Raw genomic sequence first — 17,969 nt, forward strand, 5'->3', positions numbered from 1 at the left:
AGACCTCCGAAGGTGAAAATTCCATCACTACAAAAAAAACGACCCGCCGTAGCGGGTCGTTTTGACTCGGGGACTCAATCAGGAAGCTGAGTCCGCAGCCATCTTCTTCGACACATAGAACTTCTGATACAGCGCCGTGAAGATCGGCAGCACCGCCAGAATGATGGCGATGGTCATGATCGTCGAAACGATCCCGTTGGCGAAGAAGATACCCATTTCACCGTTGGACATCAGCATGGCCTGACGGAAGGCGTTCTCCGTGCCGCCACCCAGAACCAGCGCCAGAACGATCGGAGCCAGCGGGTACTTGAGCTTCTTCATGACGTAGCCGAGCACACCGAACACCAGCATGTACCACACGTCGCCCATGGCGTTAGCCACGGTGTAAGCACCGATCGAGCACGCGATCAGGATGATCGGAGCAATGATCGAGAACGGCACGCGCAGGATTGCGGCAAACAGCGGCACGGTGGTCAGGCAGACGATCAGGCCGGCCAGGTTACCGAGGTACATCGAAGCGATCAGGCCCCAAACGAAGTCCTTTTGCTCGGTGAAGAGCAGCGGACCCGGCTGAAGACCCCAGATCATCAGACCACCCAGCAGCACAGCAGCAGTCGGCGAACCCGGAATACCAAGGGTCAACATCGGCAGCAGTGCGGCCGTACCGGCAGCGTTGTTGGCGGTTTCAGGACCGATCAGGCCGTCGAGCTCACCCGTACCGAACTTGTCGCCGTTCTTCGAGAACTTCTTGGCGATACCGTAGGCCATGAAGGAGGCCGGGGTAGCACCCGCCGGAGCGATACCAAGGCAGGAGCCCAGGATCATCGAACGCAGGAAGTTGGCCCAGTGCTTACCGAGCATGCCCCAGGTCTTGAGCACGATCTTCGGGTCGATCTTGGCGGCCACACCCTTGAAGGAAAGGCCCTCTTCCATCGAAACGAGAATCTCGCCGAGGCCGAACATACCGATAACGGCGATCAGGAACTCAAAACCACGCATCAGCTCGGACGTACCGAAGGTCATGCGCAGCGCACCGGTCACGACGTCCATACCGACGCAGGCCAGCGCAAAGCCGAACATCGCGGCGACGAGCACCTTGGAAGCAGCTTCCTTGCCCATCGACATGAAGGCTGCAAAGGTCACGCACATGATCGCGAAGTATTCCGGCGGACCGAAGCGCAGAGCGTACTCAGCGATGATCGGAGCCAAGAACGTGATCAGCAGGATCGCGAAGAACGCACCGATGAACGACGCAGTAAACGACGTCGTCAGCGCTTCACCGGCCATGCCGCGCTTGGCGAGCGGATAGCCGTCGAAGGTTGTCGCAACCGAGTACGAACATCCCGGAATGTTGAAGATGATTGCCGTGATGGCGCCGCCGAACAGCGAACCCCAGTAGATGCACGACAGCATGATGATGGCCGAAACCGGCTCCATGCTGAACGTCAGCGGCAGCAGAATCGCGATGCCGTTGGCGCCGCCGAGACCCGGCAGCACGCCCATCAGCACCCCGAGGAAAATGCCGACGAACATCAGCAATACGTTCATGGGGGTCAGGACGGTCTGCATCCCCCCCAAAAGAAGTCCTAATTCTTCCACTTCCCTACTCCTTTTTAGTCTTCTCCACCGTGTTGCTCCACGGTGTCATAGCTGGTTGAACAGTTAACCTGGCGGAATCAGAGGCCGAAAGCAGCCTCGATCGGACCTTTCGGAAGCGGAACCAGGAACCAGATTTCGAACATCGCAAAGATGAGAACCGGAACGATGAGCGCGAAGGGCAGCGCGCGAATAAACGAATACCCTCCGTTAACCATCATGAAGCCGATGATGTACAACGCTGCAGCGGCGTACAGCCCGATGTAGTTCATCAGGAGTACGTAGATCACGGTCGGGATGTACACCTTGATGACCGACTTCATCTGACCGCGGGTGACGAACGTCGAGTCGCCCGTTGCCTTGTTACCCGGTGCGACGGCAGAAATGATGATCAGTACAGCACCGAAGATCAGCAAGCAGCCAATGTAGAACGGGAAGTAGCCGGATTCGGGGCCCATGTCGCCCCAGGAGTTGCCAAGACGCATGGAGTCATACATGACGACTGCGCCTAGCAGGATAAAGAACAACGCAGTTGCGATGTCCATGGCCCGGGTCGAAACCAGGGACTTGTCATCGCCATGCGTGGCCTGATCTTGTTCCATTCGTTGTTACCTCAAATACGTAAAAGGCTCAAACCGGGAGGACGGCCTAACAATATTACGTGCGCAACGGCTTTCACCGGAGCGCACGCGTTTTTACCAAAGAACAATACGCCCGGCCGGAGGAGGCCGGGCGTGGACTTTGCTTACTTCGCGAGGAAGCCTGCAGTTTCCATCAGCTTGCGGTGGGTCGCTTCAGCTTCTTTCAGCCAAGCCGTGAATTCAGCACCCGTCATGGACGTCTGGTTGAAGCCACCGGTTTCCATGAACTTCTTCCAGTCTTCCGTTTCCATGACTTTGTCGAGCACGCCGACGTAGTAGTCAACCACGTCCTGCGACACGCCCGGGGCAGCCATGATGCCGCGAAGCATCTGGTAGACCACGTCAACACCACTTTCCTTGCAGGTCGGGATGTCGGACCAGGCCGTCGTTTCCGTAACCTTCTTAGTGTAGGTGCTGCGCTTGGCATCAAACAGGCACAGCGGACGCAGCGCGCCACCACGCCACTGGGAAACGGCTTCCAGCGGGTTGTTGACCGAGGAATCGACGTGCTTGCCGACCACTTGGGTCGCTACAGCGCCACCGCCCTTGTACGGCACGTAGGTCCACTGGGCGCCAGTGGATTCCTGCAGTGCGACCGTGATGATCTGGTCTTCCTGCTTGGAACCGGTACCACCCATGCGGAACTTGCCCGGGCCGGCTTCCTTGACGGCGCTGGTGTATTCCTGCGCGGTCTTGTACGGCGTGTCGGCATTCACCCACAGGATGAACTGGTCAAGCGCCAGCATTTTGACCGGCGTCAGGTCGGACCAATTGAACGGGATACCCGTGGCCATCGGCGTGGTGAACACGTTCGACAGCGTGATGATCATCTTGTGAGCATCGTTCTTGGCGTTCTTGACGTACAGGAAGCCTTCGGCACCCGCACCACCCGACTTGTTCACCACCACGAGCGGCTGCTTCATCAGGTCATGCTTGACCACGACGCCCTGAATGAAGCGGGCCATCTGGTCAGCACCACCACCAGTACCTGCCGGGATGATGAACTCGACCGGCTTGGTCGGTTCCCAGGCTGCGCTAGCAGCGATCGGCGCGCCGAAAGCAATTGCTGCGGCGAGAGTGGTCAGGACGGGGATGGTCTTGTTGATAGACTTCATATGATGATCCTCCTTAGGTGATTACCGGACGTTCCGGACGCTTTTCCGGGCTTCCGATTCGCTTTCCGCTACCCAGACCGGAACAGTCTGGACGACGGCTTGTCTTAGTACTTTTTCTGAGGCAGCGATAAACCTCGTTGATAAAAGGATAAAGGATGCTGCAGTCGAAGCAAGCGTTTCGTCGGCAAAATCTTGACGCTCGTCAACATTTGCTCACAGTACTTGGTTCAGCAACGACGCGGGATTCAAGGTCGCACGCATCGTCCGGAAGAAAAATTGGGGTAAACGCTAGGAGCTTGTGGACGACAGCCTGAACGAGATTAATTTGTCATTTTCTACAAGCGCAAAAAAATCCCGAATGGCATTCGTAAATGCCATTCGGGATTCCTGATTTTCGTCGAAACCCTCGCAACAACAGGGCTTACGGGAATCTTACACAACCCACCGTAAAACCTTGCACAAGATCTCGGCAGTACCCGAACGCAACCTCGGATGTCGCGTTACGACAAATCTTCGCGGCTTCAAATAAATGACGGGAGCCACTCGGGACGCGCCGCATCCCTGCGCGCCCACTTCAAGGCGTCGAGAATTTTGTCCGGAGCCTGATTTCCCGAGAAGCCCTTTCTGCCGTTGAGCACGAGGAACGGAACCGTCGTGATCCCAAGCCGCTTGGCCTCCTGGTCCACGCCCTTTACCCAGTCGACGTCGACGTCGCTGGCAAGGTATGCCCGCAGTTCACTCGCGTCCAGACCACAGGCGGCGCCGATGTCGGTCAGCACGTCGTGGCTCGAGAGGTTCCCGCCCTCGACAAAGTACGCGCGATAGAGCGGCTCAGCCACAGCGGCACGCCGCCCACGCTGTTCGGCAAACCGCATCAGGCGATGTGCATCCAGCGTGTTGGGCTGAACCTGGATCAAATCAAAGCGTGCCTGGATCCCCTGCCGCTGCGCGGCCTTGATGGAGTCGGCAAACAACCCCGGGTCATTTGCACGACCAGGGTACTTGTGCTTCAGGTAGCTTTCGCGATCGACACCTTCGCGCGGCAGCGACGCATTGAGCATGAAGGGCAGCCAGCGCACCTCAGGCTGACGCTCTCCCTCATATGCACTCGCGTAGTACTCAAAGGCCTTGTCGATGTAGCGCTTGCCTACATAGCACCAGGGGCAGACGACGTCGGAGTAGATATCGACGGAAAACGGTTTCATTGAAGCTCCACGATTCGTAAAGTGGTCTTAGGACATCTTTACCGGAAAAAGTTCTAGGCCCCGCCCCAGCGACCCAATGTATGGAAGCGCGCACCGGCGAGCACTTCACATTGGTGCTGCGCTGCCTGCGGATCGACGCGCGGTGCGGCGAATATCTCGGGAGCCACGACCTGCAACGCCGCTCGGGTTTCCGCGTCGTCCAACGCTTCGGCAAGGCCCTCCGGATCAACCCATTCCAGCTTGGCCGATTCGAAGCGCGCATACACTCGACCACTTTCGCGCAGGACGAAATTGACGCACGGAATGCGCCGGATGCACTGCAACAGGAACAAGGCGTTGTGCTCTACGGCCATCTGCTCCGCCGCAGGATAGACGGCGTCGGGGCAATCTGCGTGGACGTTGATCTTGCGAAAACGCTCTACATCGATGAGCCCTTTGACATCAAGGATGTTCATACCGCCATTCCAGCCGAAGGCCACGGTCAGCGGCGTTTCGCCCTTGGGCACGCTGTTGTCGAGAAATTCGTAGTGCACCGATTTTGTGGTGCGCAATGCCCAGGTGAAGAAGATTTCGGGCATACCCGAAAACGCTTCGACGTTGTGCGCCAGCAGGTCTTCGACCGACTTGAAGCGCCCGAACTGCAAGCCTCGCAACCAGGCACGCTCTACCGTCTCCTGAGGCGGAGTGAGCATGAAGAAGATGTAGATCAGGTGGCCAAACCGCGTCAGCAAGTTGCTTCCGGCCTTGTCCGAATCGAGCGCAAAGCTGTCAAAGCGGAAACGGTCGATCAGCAGGTGCGACATATTGCCGCCCTCGGCCTTTCGCGCCATGTAGCGGTCGAGCTTATGATCGATGATCTCGAGCTCGACTCCTGACAGAGCGCCGGCGTATTTCTGGGCAGGACCAAGCGACGAGTAATCCAGGAGATATTTGCGCCAGATGTCAGGGCTGATCAGCGCGAAGTCTGACCACTGGGCGCCAACCCGCTGCACCAGTCGCTCCTGCATCGGCCGCAAGGTGCTTTTCCCGGACGCGGAAGCTCCCTTGGTGTTCAACACGACGGGTTGGGCCTGCGCCGGCAGCAAGGTGTACCCCAGCTCACGTGCGGCCTCGTGCACCAAGGGCTCGATCATCCGCCCGATGGCCTCACTGCCGTAATCGTTGGCAGCCATGCCAGCGGCCAGCGAAGACAGCACCTCACGGTCCGCCCACATCCGTCCATGCTTGATATGCATGGCTGAAACAGCACGCGACAGCGAACGGTACACCGAGCGATGCAAGGCATCACCGTCTTCACCGGCCATCCTGGCCCACTCGCGCCGAACACGCTCCTCATGCTCGGGGCCATGGTCGGCCTGATCGGGGAGCGCCTCTCGCTCCTTGCCAAAAAATCGCCCAAGTCGAGAAAACACACCGACCGGCTTGACCTCTTGCGTCTCCGAACGGAACAGCGTCTCGTCCAGCACGTGACAGATAAAGGTTTCGATTTCGAGTCTGAGTCGGTCGTACTCAGCGACGAGCTCAGCCATCCGCGGAGTGATCCAGCCTTCGCGAATGCGATCAGCCATCTCGCGAAAGTTGATGCCCAACTCTTCGTAGCGGCTACCGGCAGGCACGGAGAGGTCGGCGGTGATGCGGATCAGCAGCTCGTGGAGCACCAGCCTTTCGGGACGGAATACCACCAATTCCTGAAGCTCCAGCCCGGTGAAGTCACGGAACTCGTGAGCATGCTCAGTGCTGGTGAAGACGTTCTCGGGACGAAAAATGGTCGACAGCGGCAGAAACTGGCGCGGAACCTCTGGCCCCAGCCCTGGGTTCCACGGCCCAAACCCGTCCGCTACCACCGTAGCGCCGACGGGATCGCCGGCAGCACCCGGTTCATCGGCAGGCGAGTGAGTATTACTCACGAACCTCAAGCACGCCGGCTTCGCGCAAATCCTCGTATACGCCGCCATCGTGCAAGGCTTGGTACATCAGAATGGAAACGGCATTGCGCTTGATCATGCGCGGCACGAGATAGCCCGCAAGAAACACCAGAACGCCCGTGATGTACCAGCCAATCAGCACCAGGCCAACGCCCGCACCGAGCACCGGCAACGTGAACAGCGGCAACCACAGCCGCTGCTTGAGATAGTTTTCAGCCGTAGCCTGCGGGATGAACGCGTTCAAGGTGCCGTTCTGGTAGGCGTCGACAAACTCCTGATGGTTCATATTGCTTCCACTGATCCGTTAGGTTTGAAACCGCCCACGCCTGTAGCCAGCGTGCAGCGGCGCTCATTATTGCATGGCACGCTGATGGCAAACGACCCGGCGCAGGAAGCACCTGTGCCGGGTCGTTCTCGACAGCATGCAGGCGTACCGGTCAGATTGTCTTCTCGGTGCGCATCGCCGCGATTTCATCGGCGGCGTAACCAAGCTGCGCCAGCACCTCATCGGTGTGCTCACCCAGCAACGGCGAACGGGTCACCTCGGTCGGGCTGCCGGACAGCTTGATCGGGTTACCGACCGTCAGGTACTTGCCGCGCTCCGGATGGTCGACTTCGACGATGGTGCCCGAGGCACGCAGCGACGGTTCGTAGGCGATTTCCTTCATCGACAGAATCGGGCCGCAAGGGATGTCGTACTTGTTCAGAATGTCCATGGCCTCGAACTTGGTCTTGGTCTTGGTCCATTCCTCGATCGTCGCAAAGATCGACACGAGCTTGGGCAGGCGAATTTCCGGCGTGGCGTACTCCGGATCACCGATCCACTCGTCCTTGCCGATGACCTTGCACACCGACTCCCACACCGCAGCCTGGGTAATGAAGTAAATGTAGGCGTTGTTGTCGGTTTCCCAGCCCTTGCACTTCAGAATCCAGCCCGGCTGACCGCCGCCGGACGCATTGCCGGCGCGCGGCACGGCGTCGCCGAAGGTGCCGTTCGGGTACTGCGGGTATTCCTTCATGGTGCCGGTGCGCTCGAGGCGCTGCTGGTCACGCAGTTTGACGCGACAAAGGTTCAGCACGGCATCCTGCATCGGGGCCAGTACTTTCTGACCCTTGCCGGTGACCTTGGCCTGGTACAGCGCCGTAACCACGCCCAAAGCGAGGTGCAGGCCGGTACCGCTGTCACCGATCTGAGCGCCGGTCACCATCGGGGGGCCGTCCTCGAAACCAGTGGTGGAAGCCGAGCCGCCGGTGCACTGCGCGACGTTCTCATAGACCTTGCAGTCTTCGTAAGGGCCGGGACCGAAACCCTTGACCGAAGCCAGGATCATCTTGGGGTTCAGTTCCTGGATACGCTCCCAGGTAAAACCCATGCGATCCAGCGCGCCCGGAGCGAAGTTCTCGACCATGATGTCGCACTGCTTGATCAGACGCTCGAGTACTTCCTTGCCCTTCTGGTTCTTGGTATCCAGGGTCACCGAGCGCTTGTTGTGGTTCAACATCGTGAAGTACAGGCTGTCTACACCAGGAATGTCGCGCAGCTGAGCGCGAGTTGCATCGCCTACACCGGGACGTTCAACCTTGATCACGTCAGCGCCGAACCAGGCCAGGAGCTGAGTACAGCTCGGGCCGGACTGCACGTGAGTGAAATCAAGAACGCGAACGCCATCTAGCGCCTTAGTCATCAGGTTTCTCCTCCAATACCAAACTTGCGGGATCGCAAATACTTGTTCGGGTCCTGCCGGCGTGCGCGCCATCAAAAATGGCAACCGGCGGCGAAAAATTTTGAGCGGGCATCTTAGTCATGCGCCGAAAAGACCATCAATGACGCCGGTCAACATTTCCGGATCACTGCACGACAAGCCTGACAATCCGGATTATCACGCAAAGGTGCGGCGGATAACGAAGCGCCCCCGCCGGGCCAATTCGGACGACCGGATATAATGGCCGTTTTCGACGCAGCACGCGACCCTCGAAGGTCTTGCGCTGCGCCCAACATGCTAAGAGGAGCCCCGCAATCATGCGCGCAATCGAAATCACTCAGCCGGGTGGCCCTGAGGTCCTGCAACTGTGCGAACGGCCGGTGCCGCAATGCAAGCCTGGTGAGGTGCTGATCCGTGTGCTCGCTGCCGGCGTGAACCGCCCGGACGTGCTGCAGCGTACCGGCAGCTACCCGGTTCCCCCCGGAGCATCCGACCTGCCCGGCCTGGAAGTCGCAGGCGAGATCGTCGACGGCGACTTCAGCAATACCGATTTGAAGAAGGGCGACATGGTGTGTGCGCTCGTGCACGGCGGAGGCTACGCCGAATACTGCGTCGCACACGCCGGGCAATGCCTGCCGATTCCGAAGGGCTACACGCCGACCGAGGCCGCTTCCTTGCCGGAGACCTGCTTCACCGTCTGGAGCAACGTTTTTGACCGCGGCGAGCTGAGCACGGGCGAGTCCCTGCTCGTGCAGGGCGGCACGTCGGGCATTGGCGTAACTGCCATCCAGATCGCCACGGCCATGGGTCATCGCGTTTTCGCCACCGCCGGCTCGGACGAGAAATGTCGTGCTTGCGAGTCGCTTGGCGCCGAGATCGGTATCAACTACAAGAGTCAGGACTTTGTTGAAGTGGTCAAGGAAGCCACCAAGGGCAAAGGTGTGGACGTGATCCTCGACATGGTCGGCGGCGACTACGTGCCCCGCGAGATCAAGGCGCTCGCCAACGATGGCCGGCTGGTGTTCATCGCGCTGCTCGGCGGCGGCAAGGCCGAGGTACCGCTGGGGCAGATTCTGATCCGCCGTCTGACGGTAACCGGATCAACGCTGCGCCCCCGCTCGGACGAGTTCAAGGCAGCCATTGCAGCCAAGCTGCAAGAGCACGTGTGGCCGCTGATGGACGGTGGCAAGATCAAGCCGGTGGTCTATCAGACTTTTGCCCTGGAAGACGCCGGCAAGGCTCATGCGCTGATGGAGTCGAGCCAGCACATCGGCAAGATCGTGCTGCAAGTCGCTGACGCCTGACGGGCCTTACGGCATAAAAAAAAGCCCGGACATCTGTCCGGGCTTTTTCATGGCTGGCCGGGTTTCCCCGGCCACGGATGAATCACTCAGTGCATGAGCTCCAGCGCCTTGCCACCACCGTAGCTCGACTGCTTCGGCTCGGTGCCTCCGCTCGAGACACGCACTGCGCAGTACTTGAACTCCGGAATCTTGGCAGCCGGGTCCAGCGCAGCGTTGGTCAGCGTGTTGATGGCCGCCTCGTAGAAAGCGAAGGCCACGAACACTGCACCGCGCGGCGTACCTTCTTCGGCACGCGCCCAAAGCGAGACCTTGCCGCGACGCGACTCGATCGTGACCAGATCGCCCGGAGCAACGCCCAACTGGGCCATGTCCAGCGGGTGCAGCTGGGCCGTCGGATCCGGCTCGATCGCATCCAGCATCGAAGCGCGGCGGGTCATCGACCCCGTATGCCAGTGCTCAAGCTGACGCCCAGTGATCAGCACCATCGGGAACTCGGCATCCGGCTGTTCCGCCGCCGGGATGATGTCCGCGGGCACGAAGCGTGCGCGGCCACTCTTGGTCGGGAAGCTGTCGACGAAGACCACCGGCTGACCCGGATCACCTTCCTTCTCGCACGGATACACAACGGCATCCTCACGCTCCAGACGCTCCCAGGTAATGCCACCGATGCTCGGCATGGTCTTGCGCATCTCGTCAAACACTTCGGAGACGTGCTTGTAGTCCCAGCCGCAATCCAGCTTGTTGGCCATGTCCTGGATGATCCACAGATCCTGACGCGCATCGCCCGGCGGCTTGATCGCCGCGCGACCCATCTGCACCAGACGGTCGGTGTTGGTGAAGGTGCCGTCCTTCTCGGGGAAAGCACTCGCCGGCAGGATCACGTCAGCCAGATAAGCGGTTTCGGTCAGGAAGATGTCCTGCACGACCAGCAGATCCAGCGACGCAAGACTGTGACGTGCGTGGTTGGCATCCGGGTCGGACATTGCCGGGTTCTCACCCTGCACGTACATACCGCGGATTTCGCCGCGATCGATGGCGTGCATGATCTCAACCACGGTCAGGCCCGGCTTCGGATCAAGCGACTCTTCCGTCACGCTCCAGGCCTTGGCGAACTTCGAGCGGATCGCCGGATCGACGACGCTCTGGTAGTCCGGGTACACCATCGGGATCAGGCCCGCGTCGGACGCGCCCTGCACGTTGTTCTGGCCGCGCAGCGGGTGCAGGCCCGAACCCGGCTTGCCGATCTGGCCGGTCATCAGCGACAGCGCGATCAGGCAACGGGCGTTGTCGGTGCCATGCACGTGTTGCGACACACCCATGCCCCACAGGATCATGGAGGCCTTGGAGGTGGCGTACAGACGCGCAACGTAGCGGATGGTCTCTGCGTCGATGCCGCAGATCGGCGCCATTTTCTCCGGCGAGTACTGGGCAACGTTCTTCTCGAGCTCTTCGTAACCGCTGGTGCGGCTGGCGATGAAGTCCTTGTCGACCAGGCCTTCGCTGACGATGACGTTCATCATCGAGTTCAGCAGCGGCACGTCCATGTCCGGCTTGAACTGCAGCACGCGGTGAGCGTGACGTGCAATGTCGGTACGACGCGGGTCCATGACGATCAGCTTGGTGCCGCCCTTGACCGCGTTCTTGATCCAGCTCGCGCCGACCGGGTGGTTCACGATCGGGTTGGCGCCAATCAGGATCACGACCTCGGCCTTGGCCACGTCCATCACCGGGTTCGACACTGCGCCGGAGCCGATGCCCTCAAGCAGCGCCACAACCGACGAGGCGTGGCAAAGACGCGTGCAGTGGTCGACGTTGTTGTTGCCGAAACCGACACGCACCAGCTTCTGGAACAGGTAAGCCTCTTCGTTCGAACCCTTGGCGGAGCCGAAACCAGCCAGCGCCAGCTTGCCGTGTTCATCACGAATCCTGCGCAGACCGCCGCCAGCCATCTCCAGCGCCTCTTCCCAGGTGGCTTCGCGGAACACGTCCATGACGTTGTCCGGATCCATCTCGAAGTCACCGCTCTTGGGCGCGTCGGCGCGGCGAATCAGCGGCTTGGTCAGGCGCTGCGGGTGGTGTGCGTAGTCAAAGCCGTAGCGGCCCTTCACGCACAGGCGCTTCTCGTTCGCCGGACCATCACGGCCTTCGACGTAGAGAATCTTATTGTCCTTGACGTTGTAGGTCAGCTGGCAACCGATGCCGCAGAACGGGCAGACCGAATCGATCTGCTTGTCGGGCACCGTCAGCGCGACATCACGCGCCGGCATCAGCGCGCCGGTCGGGCAGGCTTGCACGCACTCGCCGCAGGCCACGCACGTGGAAGCGCCCATCGGATCGTCCATGTCGAACACGATCTTGGTGTGGGCGCCGCGGAAGGACAGACCGATAACGTCGTTGACCTGCTCGTCACGGCAGGCGCGCAGGCAGCGCGTGCACTGGATGCAGGCATCAAGGTTGACCGCAATGGCCGGGTGCGACAAGTCGAAGACCGGCTGTTCACGCGGCGCAAAGCGCGGCTTGCCCAGACCCAGCTTCTCGGACCAGAAGTCGACCTCGTTGTGACGGGTGTATTCCGTCTCCGGCATGTCCGACTGCAGCAGCTCAAGCACCATCTTCTGCGACTTGACGGCGCGCTCACTGTCGGTCGTGACCTTCATGTTGTTCGACGGGTGACGGCAGCACGACGGCGCCAACACACGCTCGCCGTCGATCTCGACGACACAGGCGCGGCAGTTGCCTGCGGCTTCCAGACCATCCATGTAGCACAGGTGCGGGACGGGGATGCCCTCACGCTTGGCAACGTCGAGAATCGTCTCGTCCGAACGGCCACTCACTTCACGGCCGTTCAGCGTGAAGGTGACCATCGGCGCGTCGGATTGCATCACTTCGTTCTTGGTAATCGCGTTCATTGTTTATTCCTCTGCATCAGTTCCGGAGCCAGCCTGACCAAGTCAGGACAGCTCCTGCGGGAAATACTTGATCACGCAGTCGACCGGGTTCGGGGCAGCCTGACCCAGACCGCAAATCGACGCATCGCGCATCACGAGCGACAGGTCGGCCAGAGCATCAACGTCCCACTTGTTGTCACCCTCGATCAACTTGACCGTCTTCGAGGTGCCGACGCGGCAGGGCGTGCACTGACCGCAGGACTCGTCTTCGAAGAAGCGCATCATGTTGCGCGCGGCATCGACCGCGGTGTCCTTGTCGGACAGCACGATGACGGACGCCGAGCCGATGAAGCAGCCGTATTCCTGCAGCGTATCGAAGTCGAGCGGCACGTCGGCCAGCGACTCCGGCAGGATGCCGCCCGAAGCGCCACCCGGCAGATAACCGTAGAGCTTTTGACCATCAAGCATGCCGCCGCAGAAATTCTCGACCAGCTCACGCAGCGAGGTGCCGGCCGGAGCAAGCTTGACGCCCGGGTTCTTGACGCGACCGGAAACCGAGTACGAACGCAGACCTTTGCGGCCATTGGCACCGTGCGAGCTGAACCAGTCCGCACCCTTCTGCACGATGTCGCGCACCCAGTGCAGGGTTTCCATGTTGTGCTCAAGCGTCGGGCGACCGAACAGGCCCACCTGGGCGACGTACGGCGGACGCAGACGCGGCATGCCGCGCTTGCCTTCGATCGACTCGATCATCGCGGACTCTTCGCCGCAGATGTAGGCACCGGCACCGCGACGCAGGTGGAAACGCGGCATGTTCGGCACCGGCGGCTCCATCAGGAGCTTCTCGAGCTCGGCGGTCAGAATCGAACGACAGGCGTGATACTCATCGCGCAGATAGACGTAGACGTCTTCAATGCCTACCGCCCACGCCGCGATCATCGCGCCTTCGAGGAAACGGTGCGGGTCGCGCTCGAGGTAATAGCGATCCTTGAAGGTGCCGGGCTCGCCTTCGTCGATGTTGATTGCCATCAGACGCGGGCCGTCAAAGCCCTTCACGATGCGCCACTTGCGCCCCGCCGGGAAGCCGGCGCCGCCGAGACCGCGCAGACCGGAGTCTTCCATGGTCTTGATGATCGACTCGACGTCGCGCAGACCGCCGTAGCACTCCTGCGCCAGGCTGTAGCCGCCTTGCTCCTTGTAGGCCTCGTAGTCGGCATAACCATCCGGGTGATGCCAAACGTCCTTAGCCTCGACTTTGGCCTGAATGGATTCGATCGTGGCGTTGGGCACCGGATTCTGGTGGACCACGGCAACCGGTGCCTGCTCGCAACGGCCGACACAGGGAGCGTGAAGAACGCGAACGTCCTTGCCAAGAATGGCCGGCAGCTTAGCCAGCAGATCCTGGGCGCCGGCCATCTCACACGACAGACCGTCGCAGACGCGCACGGTCAGCGCAGCCGGGGTCTGCTCGCCTTCGCGGACGACGTCAAAGTGGTGATAGAAGGTGGCGACCTCATAGACTTCGGTCTGCGACAGCTTCATTTCCTGCGCGAGTGCCGCAAGGTGCCCAGCCGACAGATGGCCGAAATGATCCTGCAGCTTGTGCAGGTGCTCGATGAGCAGATCACGCTGGCGGGACTCGTGACCGAGCAGCGCCTGAACTTCCACCAGCGCCTTCGGATCGACACGACGACCTTTCGGCGTCTTACGCCGATGTTCCTTTGAGGGCCCTTGCACCGTAATCGGGATGACTTTCTGGTTCATGTTGGATTCCTAATCAGCTAACGCAACACAGGATTCGAGGTTCTGCAATAAGCCCCGCCGTGCATAGGTTCAGACGACACGCTCGCACGCAAAATCCCCTGGATAGCGTTCGAGGCGAAGTGCACTGGATGGCGACGGACGACCTAAACAATCAAATTGTGACACATCGGCCACGGCCGACTAATTGACGGCAGTCAACGACTCCCGAAAATTCAGGGATATCGGTTTGCCCACGGCCCCAGCGCTGCCGCTCAGCCCATCGCGCACGATGAACCAGATCCGGCCTAACCGTTCAACTATAGCACCGCGACACAAGCCATTAGGCGCCACGGGCCAAAAGCATCCTGCCCGAAAAAAGCAAAAACGGCGCCCGAAGGCGCCGTTTCTGCTGCAGCAGATCTGCGATCAGAGCGAGGTAACTTTGCTCTCGCGCATCTGCTTGATCTGGTCAGCGCTGTAACCCAGCTCGGCCAGAACCTGGTCGGTGTGCTCGCCCAGCAGCGGCGAAGCAGTGATGTCGACCTTCAGATCCGAGAACTTGATCGGGCTACCAACGGTCAGGTACTTGCCCAGCTTCGGATGCGCGACTTCGACGATCGAGCCGCTTGCACGCAGCGACTTGTCTTCGGAAAGCTCTTTCATCGACAGCACCGGAGCGCAGGGGATGTCGAACTTGCGCAGGATGTCGACCGCTTCGTACTTGGTCTTGTCCTTCAGCCACTCTTCGATGAAACCGAAGATGTCGAAAATCTTGTCCTGACGAGCTTCAGCGGTGTTGTACGCCGGATCGTCGATCCACTCTTCCTTGCCCAGAGCCTTGCAGATCGGAGCCCAGGCATGACCCTGGATGGTGAAGTAGATGTATGCGTTCGGGTCGGTTTCCCAGCCCTTACACTTCAGAACCCAGCCCGGCTGACCGCCGCCGCCGGCGTTACCGCCACGCGGCACGACGTCGGAGAACTCGCCGTGCGGGTACTGCGGATACTCTTCCAGGTAGCCAAGCGCGTCGAGGCGCTGCTGGTCGCGCAGCTTGACGCGGCACAGGTTCAGCACGGCATCCTGCATCGAGCAAGCGACCTTCTGGCCCTTGCCGGTCTTCTCGCGACCCATCAGGGCCGTGAGGATACCGATGGCGAGGTGCATGCCGGTGTTCGAGTCACCCAGCGCAGCGGCCGAAACGGTCGGCGGACCATCCCAGAAACCCGTGGTGGAAGCGGCGCCGCCAGCACACTGAGCAACGTTCTCGTAGACCTTCAGGTCTTCGTAGTGGTGACCTTCGCTGAAGCCCTTGACCGAAGCAACGATCAGCTTCGGGTTCAGTTCCTGCATGCGTGCCCACGAGAAGCCCATACGATCGAGCGCGCCCGGACCAAAGTTTTCGACGAGGACGTCGGATTCCTTGATCAGCTTCTCAAGCACTTCCTTACCCTGCGGGGTCTTGGTGTCGAGAGTCAGCGAACGCTTGTTGCTGTTCAGCATCGTGAAGTACAGCGCGTCAGCATCTTTGACGTGACGGAGTTGGCTGCGGGTGACATCACCGGCGCCCGGACGCTCGACCTTGATCACGTCGGCACCAAACCATGCGAGCAGCTGGGTGCACGCCGGACCGGCCTGAACGTGGGTAAAGTCGATGATCTTGATTCCTTCAAGCGGCTTGCTCATGACGGATGATCTTCCTTATGAAACAGGTTAGTTGATGCCCTGTGGGGCTTCTTGGGATGCGCCTCGAATGGGGCGCACGAGTTGCGATCTGTGGATCGTAAGAAACGCACCCGACAGCGGCGGGCGTTCATTTCGATCTTCAATACTATTGGCTTGCCACCGGGGAAGTCAAGACAACCCCGTAGCTACACCCAAAGCGGAGAACCATGAAGACCTTCGAAAACCGGGCGGTCGGGTAACCCCGAACCGCCCGAATTTCGTTGTCTCATCGGCGTGCGCGACTCGCGCCGCGCAACGGCCGATTACTTCTTGACGCCCGACTGCGGGTTGAGGCTGGTCAGACGACCGCTCTCGGTACCAGCCGTTTCGTCGATGATGGCGTTGATGACGGTCGGCTTGCCCGAGGCCAGAGCCTCTTCCAGAGCAGCCTTCAGCTCCGGAACGGTCGTGACGTTGTAGCCCTTGCCACCGAACGCTTCGATCAGCATGTCGTAACGCGCGTTCTTGACGAACGAGGTCACCGGCACGTCGTTGGCGTTGTCCGGGTTGAGGTTGGGGTCGCAACCACGGTACACACCGCTGTTGTTCATGATGATGGTGCAAACCGGCAGGTTGTAACGGCAGATGGTTTCGAGTTCCATGCCACTGAAGCCGAACGCCGAGTCACCCTCGATCGCGACGACCTGGCCACCGGACTCGACCGCTGCGCCGATGGCGTAGCCCATGCCAACGCCCATCACGCCCCAGGTACCGGTGTCGAAACGACGACGCGGCTTTTCCATGTCGATGATGGCGCGAGCGTAATCCAGCGCGTTGGCGCCTTCGTTCACCAGGTGGATGTCACGACCCTTGATCGCAGCGCCGATGGTGCCGAGCGCGTTGTGGAAGTTCATCGGGTTGGTTTCTTTGGTCAGCATCGAAGCCATCTTGGCAACGTTCTGCTCACGCTTGCTCATCAGCAGGTTGACCCAGTCAGCCGGAGCTTTCGGGAACTTGGCGTCGATCTTGGCGTTGAGCAGTTCCATCGTGCTGACGATGTCGCCGACGATCGGGGCGTCGATAGGCACGTTGCTGTCCATTTCCATGGCGGAAATGTCGATCTGGATGAACTTCTTGTTCGGGAACTCGCGATCCGGATCGCCGCCCCAGGTCTTGCCTTTACCGTGAGCCAGCAGCCAGTTCAGGCGGGCACCGATCAGCAGCACGGTATCGGCTTCTTTCAGGGCCAGCGAACGAGCGGCCATCGCGGACGACGGGTGGCTGTCCGGCAGGATGCCCTTGGCCATCGACATGGCGAGGTAAGGAATGCCGGTCTTCTCGACGAATTCCTTGATTTGGCTTTCGGCACGAGCGTAAGCAGCGCCCTTGCCCAGCATGATGATCGGCTTCTTGGCGGACTTCAGCACTTCCAGCGCGCGGTCGATGGCGGCCGGCGACGGCAGGTGAGCCGGGGCAGCGTCAACAACCTTGACGATGGACTCAGCGCCGCGCACGGCGTCGATGGTCTGGCCGAGCAGCTCGGCCGGAACGTCGAGGTACACACCACCCGGGCGGCCGGAAACGGCAGCGCGGATCGAGCGGGCAACGGCGATGCCGATGTCTTCAGCGTGGTTGATACGGTAAGCGGCCTTGACGTACGGCTTGGCGGCGTTGAGCTGATCCAGCTCTTCGTAGTCGCCCTGCTGCAGGTCGACGATTTCACGCTCGGAAGAACCCGAGATCATGATCATCGGGAAGCAGTTCACGGTGGCGTTGGCCAGCGCGACGAGGCCGTTCAGGAAGCCCGGAGCGGAAACGGTCAGGGCAACACCCGGCTTCTGGGTCATGTAGCCGGCGATAGCAGCGGCGTTGACGGCGTTGGCTTCGTGACGGAAGCCGATGAACTTCATGCCACGCGACTGCGCCAGACGAGCGAGGTCGGTAACGGGAATGCCGACCAGACCGTAAATGGTGTTCAGATCGTTGGCCTTCAGGGCGTCAATCAGCAGATTGAAGCCGTCGGTCATTTCCTGGGATTGCATGTGAAAACCCTCGGATTGAGTGTCGGTAGTCGTATTCATTGTGAATGCTCTCTCGTTGATACGTCGATTAAGGTTGAGCAATGCGGCTGACATCGGCGAACCTGGATTTCCCGGCCACCAAGCCATTCAGCGGCGAAACATACCG

Annotated in this window: 12 protein-coding genes; 1 reads left to right on the top strand and 11 read right to left on the bottom strand. The window is 60.4% G+C overall.

Features of this window, described 5'->3' with window-relative positions:
* Positions 1 to 78: 78 nt before the first annotated feature.
* The 7 genes from AC6H0N_RS02790 to frc (AC6H0N_RS02820) form a co-directional block, all read right to left on the bottom strand.
* Positions 79 to 1,548 carry a tripartite tricarboxylate transporter permease gene (locus AC6H0N_RS02790; protein ID WP_497572528.1) on the bottom strand — a complete coding sequence of 490 codons (1,470 nt, stop codon included), beginning with the start codon at positions 1,546 to 1,548 and terminating at the stop codon, positions 79 to 81.
* A gap of 128 nt (positions 1,549 to 1,676) precedes the next feature.
* Positions 1,677 to 2,198 (bottom strand): tripartite tricarboxylate transporter TctB family protein, encoded by a 522-nt coding sequence (locus AC6H0N_RS02795; RefSeq protein WP_497572529.1) that lies wholly within the window; start codon positions 2,196 to 2,198, stop codon positions 1,677 to 1,679.
* A gap of 143 nt (positions 2,199 to 2,341) precedes the next feature.
* Positions 2,342 to 3,352 carry a Bug family tripartite tricarboxylate transporter substrate binding protein gene (locus tag AC6H0N_RS02800; RefSeq protein WP_497572530.1) on the bottom strand — a complete coding sequence of 337 codons (1,011 nt, stop codon included), beginning with the start codon at positions 3,350 to 3,352 and terminating at the stop codon, positions 2,342 to 2,344.
* A 521-nt stretch (positions 3,353 to 3,873) separates the two neighbouring features.
* Positions 3,874 to 4,557 carry a DsbA family oxidoreductase gene (locus AC6H0N_RS02805; protein ID WP_497572531.1) on the bottom strand — a complete coding sequence of 228 codons (684 nt, stop codon included), beginning with the start codon at positions 4,555 to 4,557 and terminating at the stop codon, positions 3,874 to 3,876.
* Positions 4,558 to 4,610: 53 nt separating this feature from the next.
* Positions 4,611 to 6,512: a DEAD/DEAH box helicase family protein gene (locus tag AC6H0N_RS02810; protein WP_497572532.1), complete on the bottom strand. Its 1,902-nt coding sequence runs from the start codon at positions 6,510 to 6,512 to the stop codon at positions 4,611 to 4,613.
* Positions 6,457 to 6,768, bottom strand: coding sequence for a hypothetical protein (locus AC6H0N_RS02815; protein WP_497572533.1), 312 nt, complete (start codon positions 6,766 to 6,768; stop codon positions 6,457 to 6,459). Before AC6H0N_RS02815 ends, AC6H0N_RS02810 begins: the two co-directional genes overlap by 56 nt.
* A 151-nt stretch (positions 6,769 to 6,919) precedes the next feature.
* On the bottom strand, positions 6,920 to 8,167 hold the full coding sequence (gene frc / locus AC6H0N_RS02820; protein ID WP_497572534.1) for a formyl-CoA transferase: 1,248 nt from the start codon (positions 8,165 to 8,167) through the stop codon (positions 6,920 to 6,922).
* Between the two features lie 335 nt (positions 8,168 to 8,502).
* On the opposite strand from frc (AC6H0N_RS02820), the gene AC6H0N_RS02825 reads away from it, so the two are divergent.
* Entirely contained in the window at positions 8,503 to 9,489 is a 987-nt protein-coding gene (locus AC6H0N_RS02825; protein WP_497572535.1) for an NAD(P)H-quinone oxidoreductase, read from the top strand.
* Positions 9,490 to 9,575: 86 nt separating this feature from the next.
* Here the strand turns inward: AC6H0N_RS02825 and fdhF are convergent, their stop codons facing one another.
* From fdhF to oxc, 4 genes are all read right to left on the bottom strand, one after another.
* Positions 9,576 to 12,398 (bottom strand): formate dehydrogenase subunit alpha, encoded by a 2,823-nt coding sequence (fdhF, locus tag AC6H0N_RS02830; RefSeq protein WP_497572536.1) that lies wholly within the window; start codon positions 12,396 to 12,398, stop codon positions 9,576 to 9,578.
* 42 nt (positions 12,399 to 12,440) lie between these two features.
* Positions 12,441 to 14,141 carry an NAD(P)H-dependent oxidoreductase subunit E gene (locus AC6H0N_RS02835; protein ID WP_497572537.1) on the bottom strand — a complete coding sequence of 567 codons (1,701 nt, stop codon included), beginning with the start codon at positions 14,139 to 14,141 and terminating at the stop codon, positions 12,441 to 12,443.
* Between the two features lie 405 nt (positions 14,142 to 14,546).
* Entirely contained in the window at positions 14,547 to 15,803 is a 1,257-nt protein-coding gene (frc, locus tag AC6H0N_RS02840) for a formyl-CoA transferase (protein WP_497572538.1), read from the bottom strand.
* Between the two features lie 302 nt (positions 15,804 to 16,105).
* The gene (gene oxc / locus AC6H0N_RS02845) at positions 16,106 to 17,824 is read right to left on the bottom strand and encodes an oxalyl-CoA decarboxylase (protein WP_497572539.1); all 1,719 of its coding nucleotides are present in this window, start codon (positions 17,822 to 17,824) and stop codon (positions 16,106 to 16,108) included.
* Positions 17,825 to 17,969 lie beyond the last annotated feature (145 nt).

This window comes from Pseudazoarcus sp. NS34 (assembly GCF_059703725.1).

What these genes read in the sequence shown, in the direction of transcription:
- AC6H0N_RS02790 (WP_497572528.1), bottom strand. Translation starts at nt 1,548, where the DNA reads ATGAACGTATTGCTGATGTTCGTCGGCATTTTCCTCGGGGTGCTGATG.
- AC6H0N_RS02795 (WP_497572529.1), bottom strand. Translation starts at nt 2,198, where the DNA reads ATGGAACAAGATCAGGCCACGCATGGCGATGACAAGTCCCTGGTTTCG.
- AC6H0N_RS02800 (WP_497572530.1), bottom strand. Translation starts at nt 3,352, where the DNA reads ATGAAGTCTATCAACAAGACCATCCCCGTCCTGACCACTCTCGCCGCA.
- AC6H0N_RS02805 (WP_497572531.1), bottom strand. Translation starts at nt 4,557, where the DNA reads ATGAAACCGTTTTCCGTCGATATCTACTCCGACGTCGTCTGCCCCTGG.
- AC6H0N_RS02810 (WP_497572532.1), bottom strand. Translation starts at nt 6,512, where the DNA reads ATGGCGGCGTATACGAGGATTTGCGCGAAGCCGGCGTGCTTGAGGTTC.
- AC6H0N_RS02815 (WP_497572533.1), bottom strand. Translation starts at nt 6,768, where the DNA reads ATGAACCATCAGGAGTTTGTCGACGCCTACCAGAACGGCACCTTGAAC.
- frc (WP_497572534.1), bottom strand. Translation starts at nt 8,167, where the DNA reads ATGACTAAGGCGCTAGATGGCGTTCGCGTTCTTGATTTCACTCACGTG.
- AC6H0N_RS02825 (WP_497572535.1), top strand. Translation starts at nt 8,503, where the DNA reads ATGCGCGCAATCGAAATCACTCAGCCGGGTGGCCCTGAGGTCCTGCAA.
- fdhF (WP_497572536.1), bottom strand. Translation starts at nt 12,398, where the DNA reads ATGAACGCGATTACCAAGAACGAAGTGATGCAATCCGACGCGCCGATG.
- AC6H0N_RS02835 (WP_497572537.1), bottom strand. Translation starts at nt 14,141, where the DNA reads ATGAACCAGAAAGTCATCCCGATTACGGTGCAAGGGCCCTCAAAGGAA.
- frc (WP_497572538.1), bottom strand. Translation starts at nt 15,803, where the DNA reads ATGAGCAAGCCGCTTGAAGGAATCAAGATCATCGACTTTACCCACGTT.
- oxc (WP_497572539.1), bottom strand. Translation starts at nt 17,824, where the DNA reads ATGCAATCCCAGGAAATGACCGACGGCTTCAATCTGCTGATTGACGCC.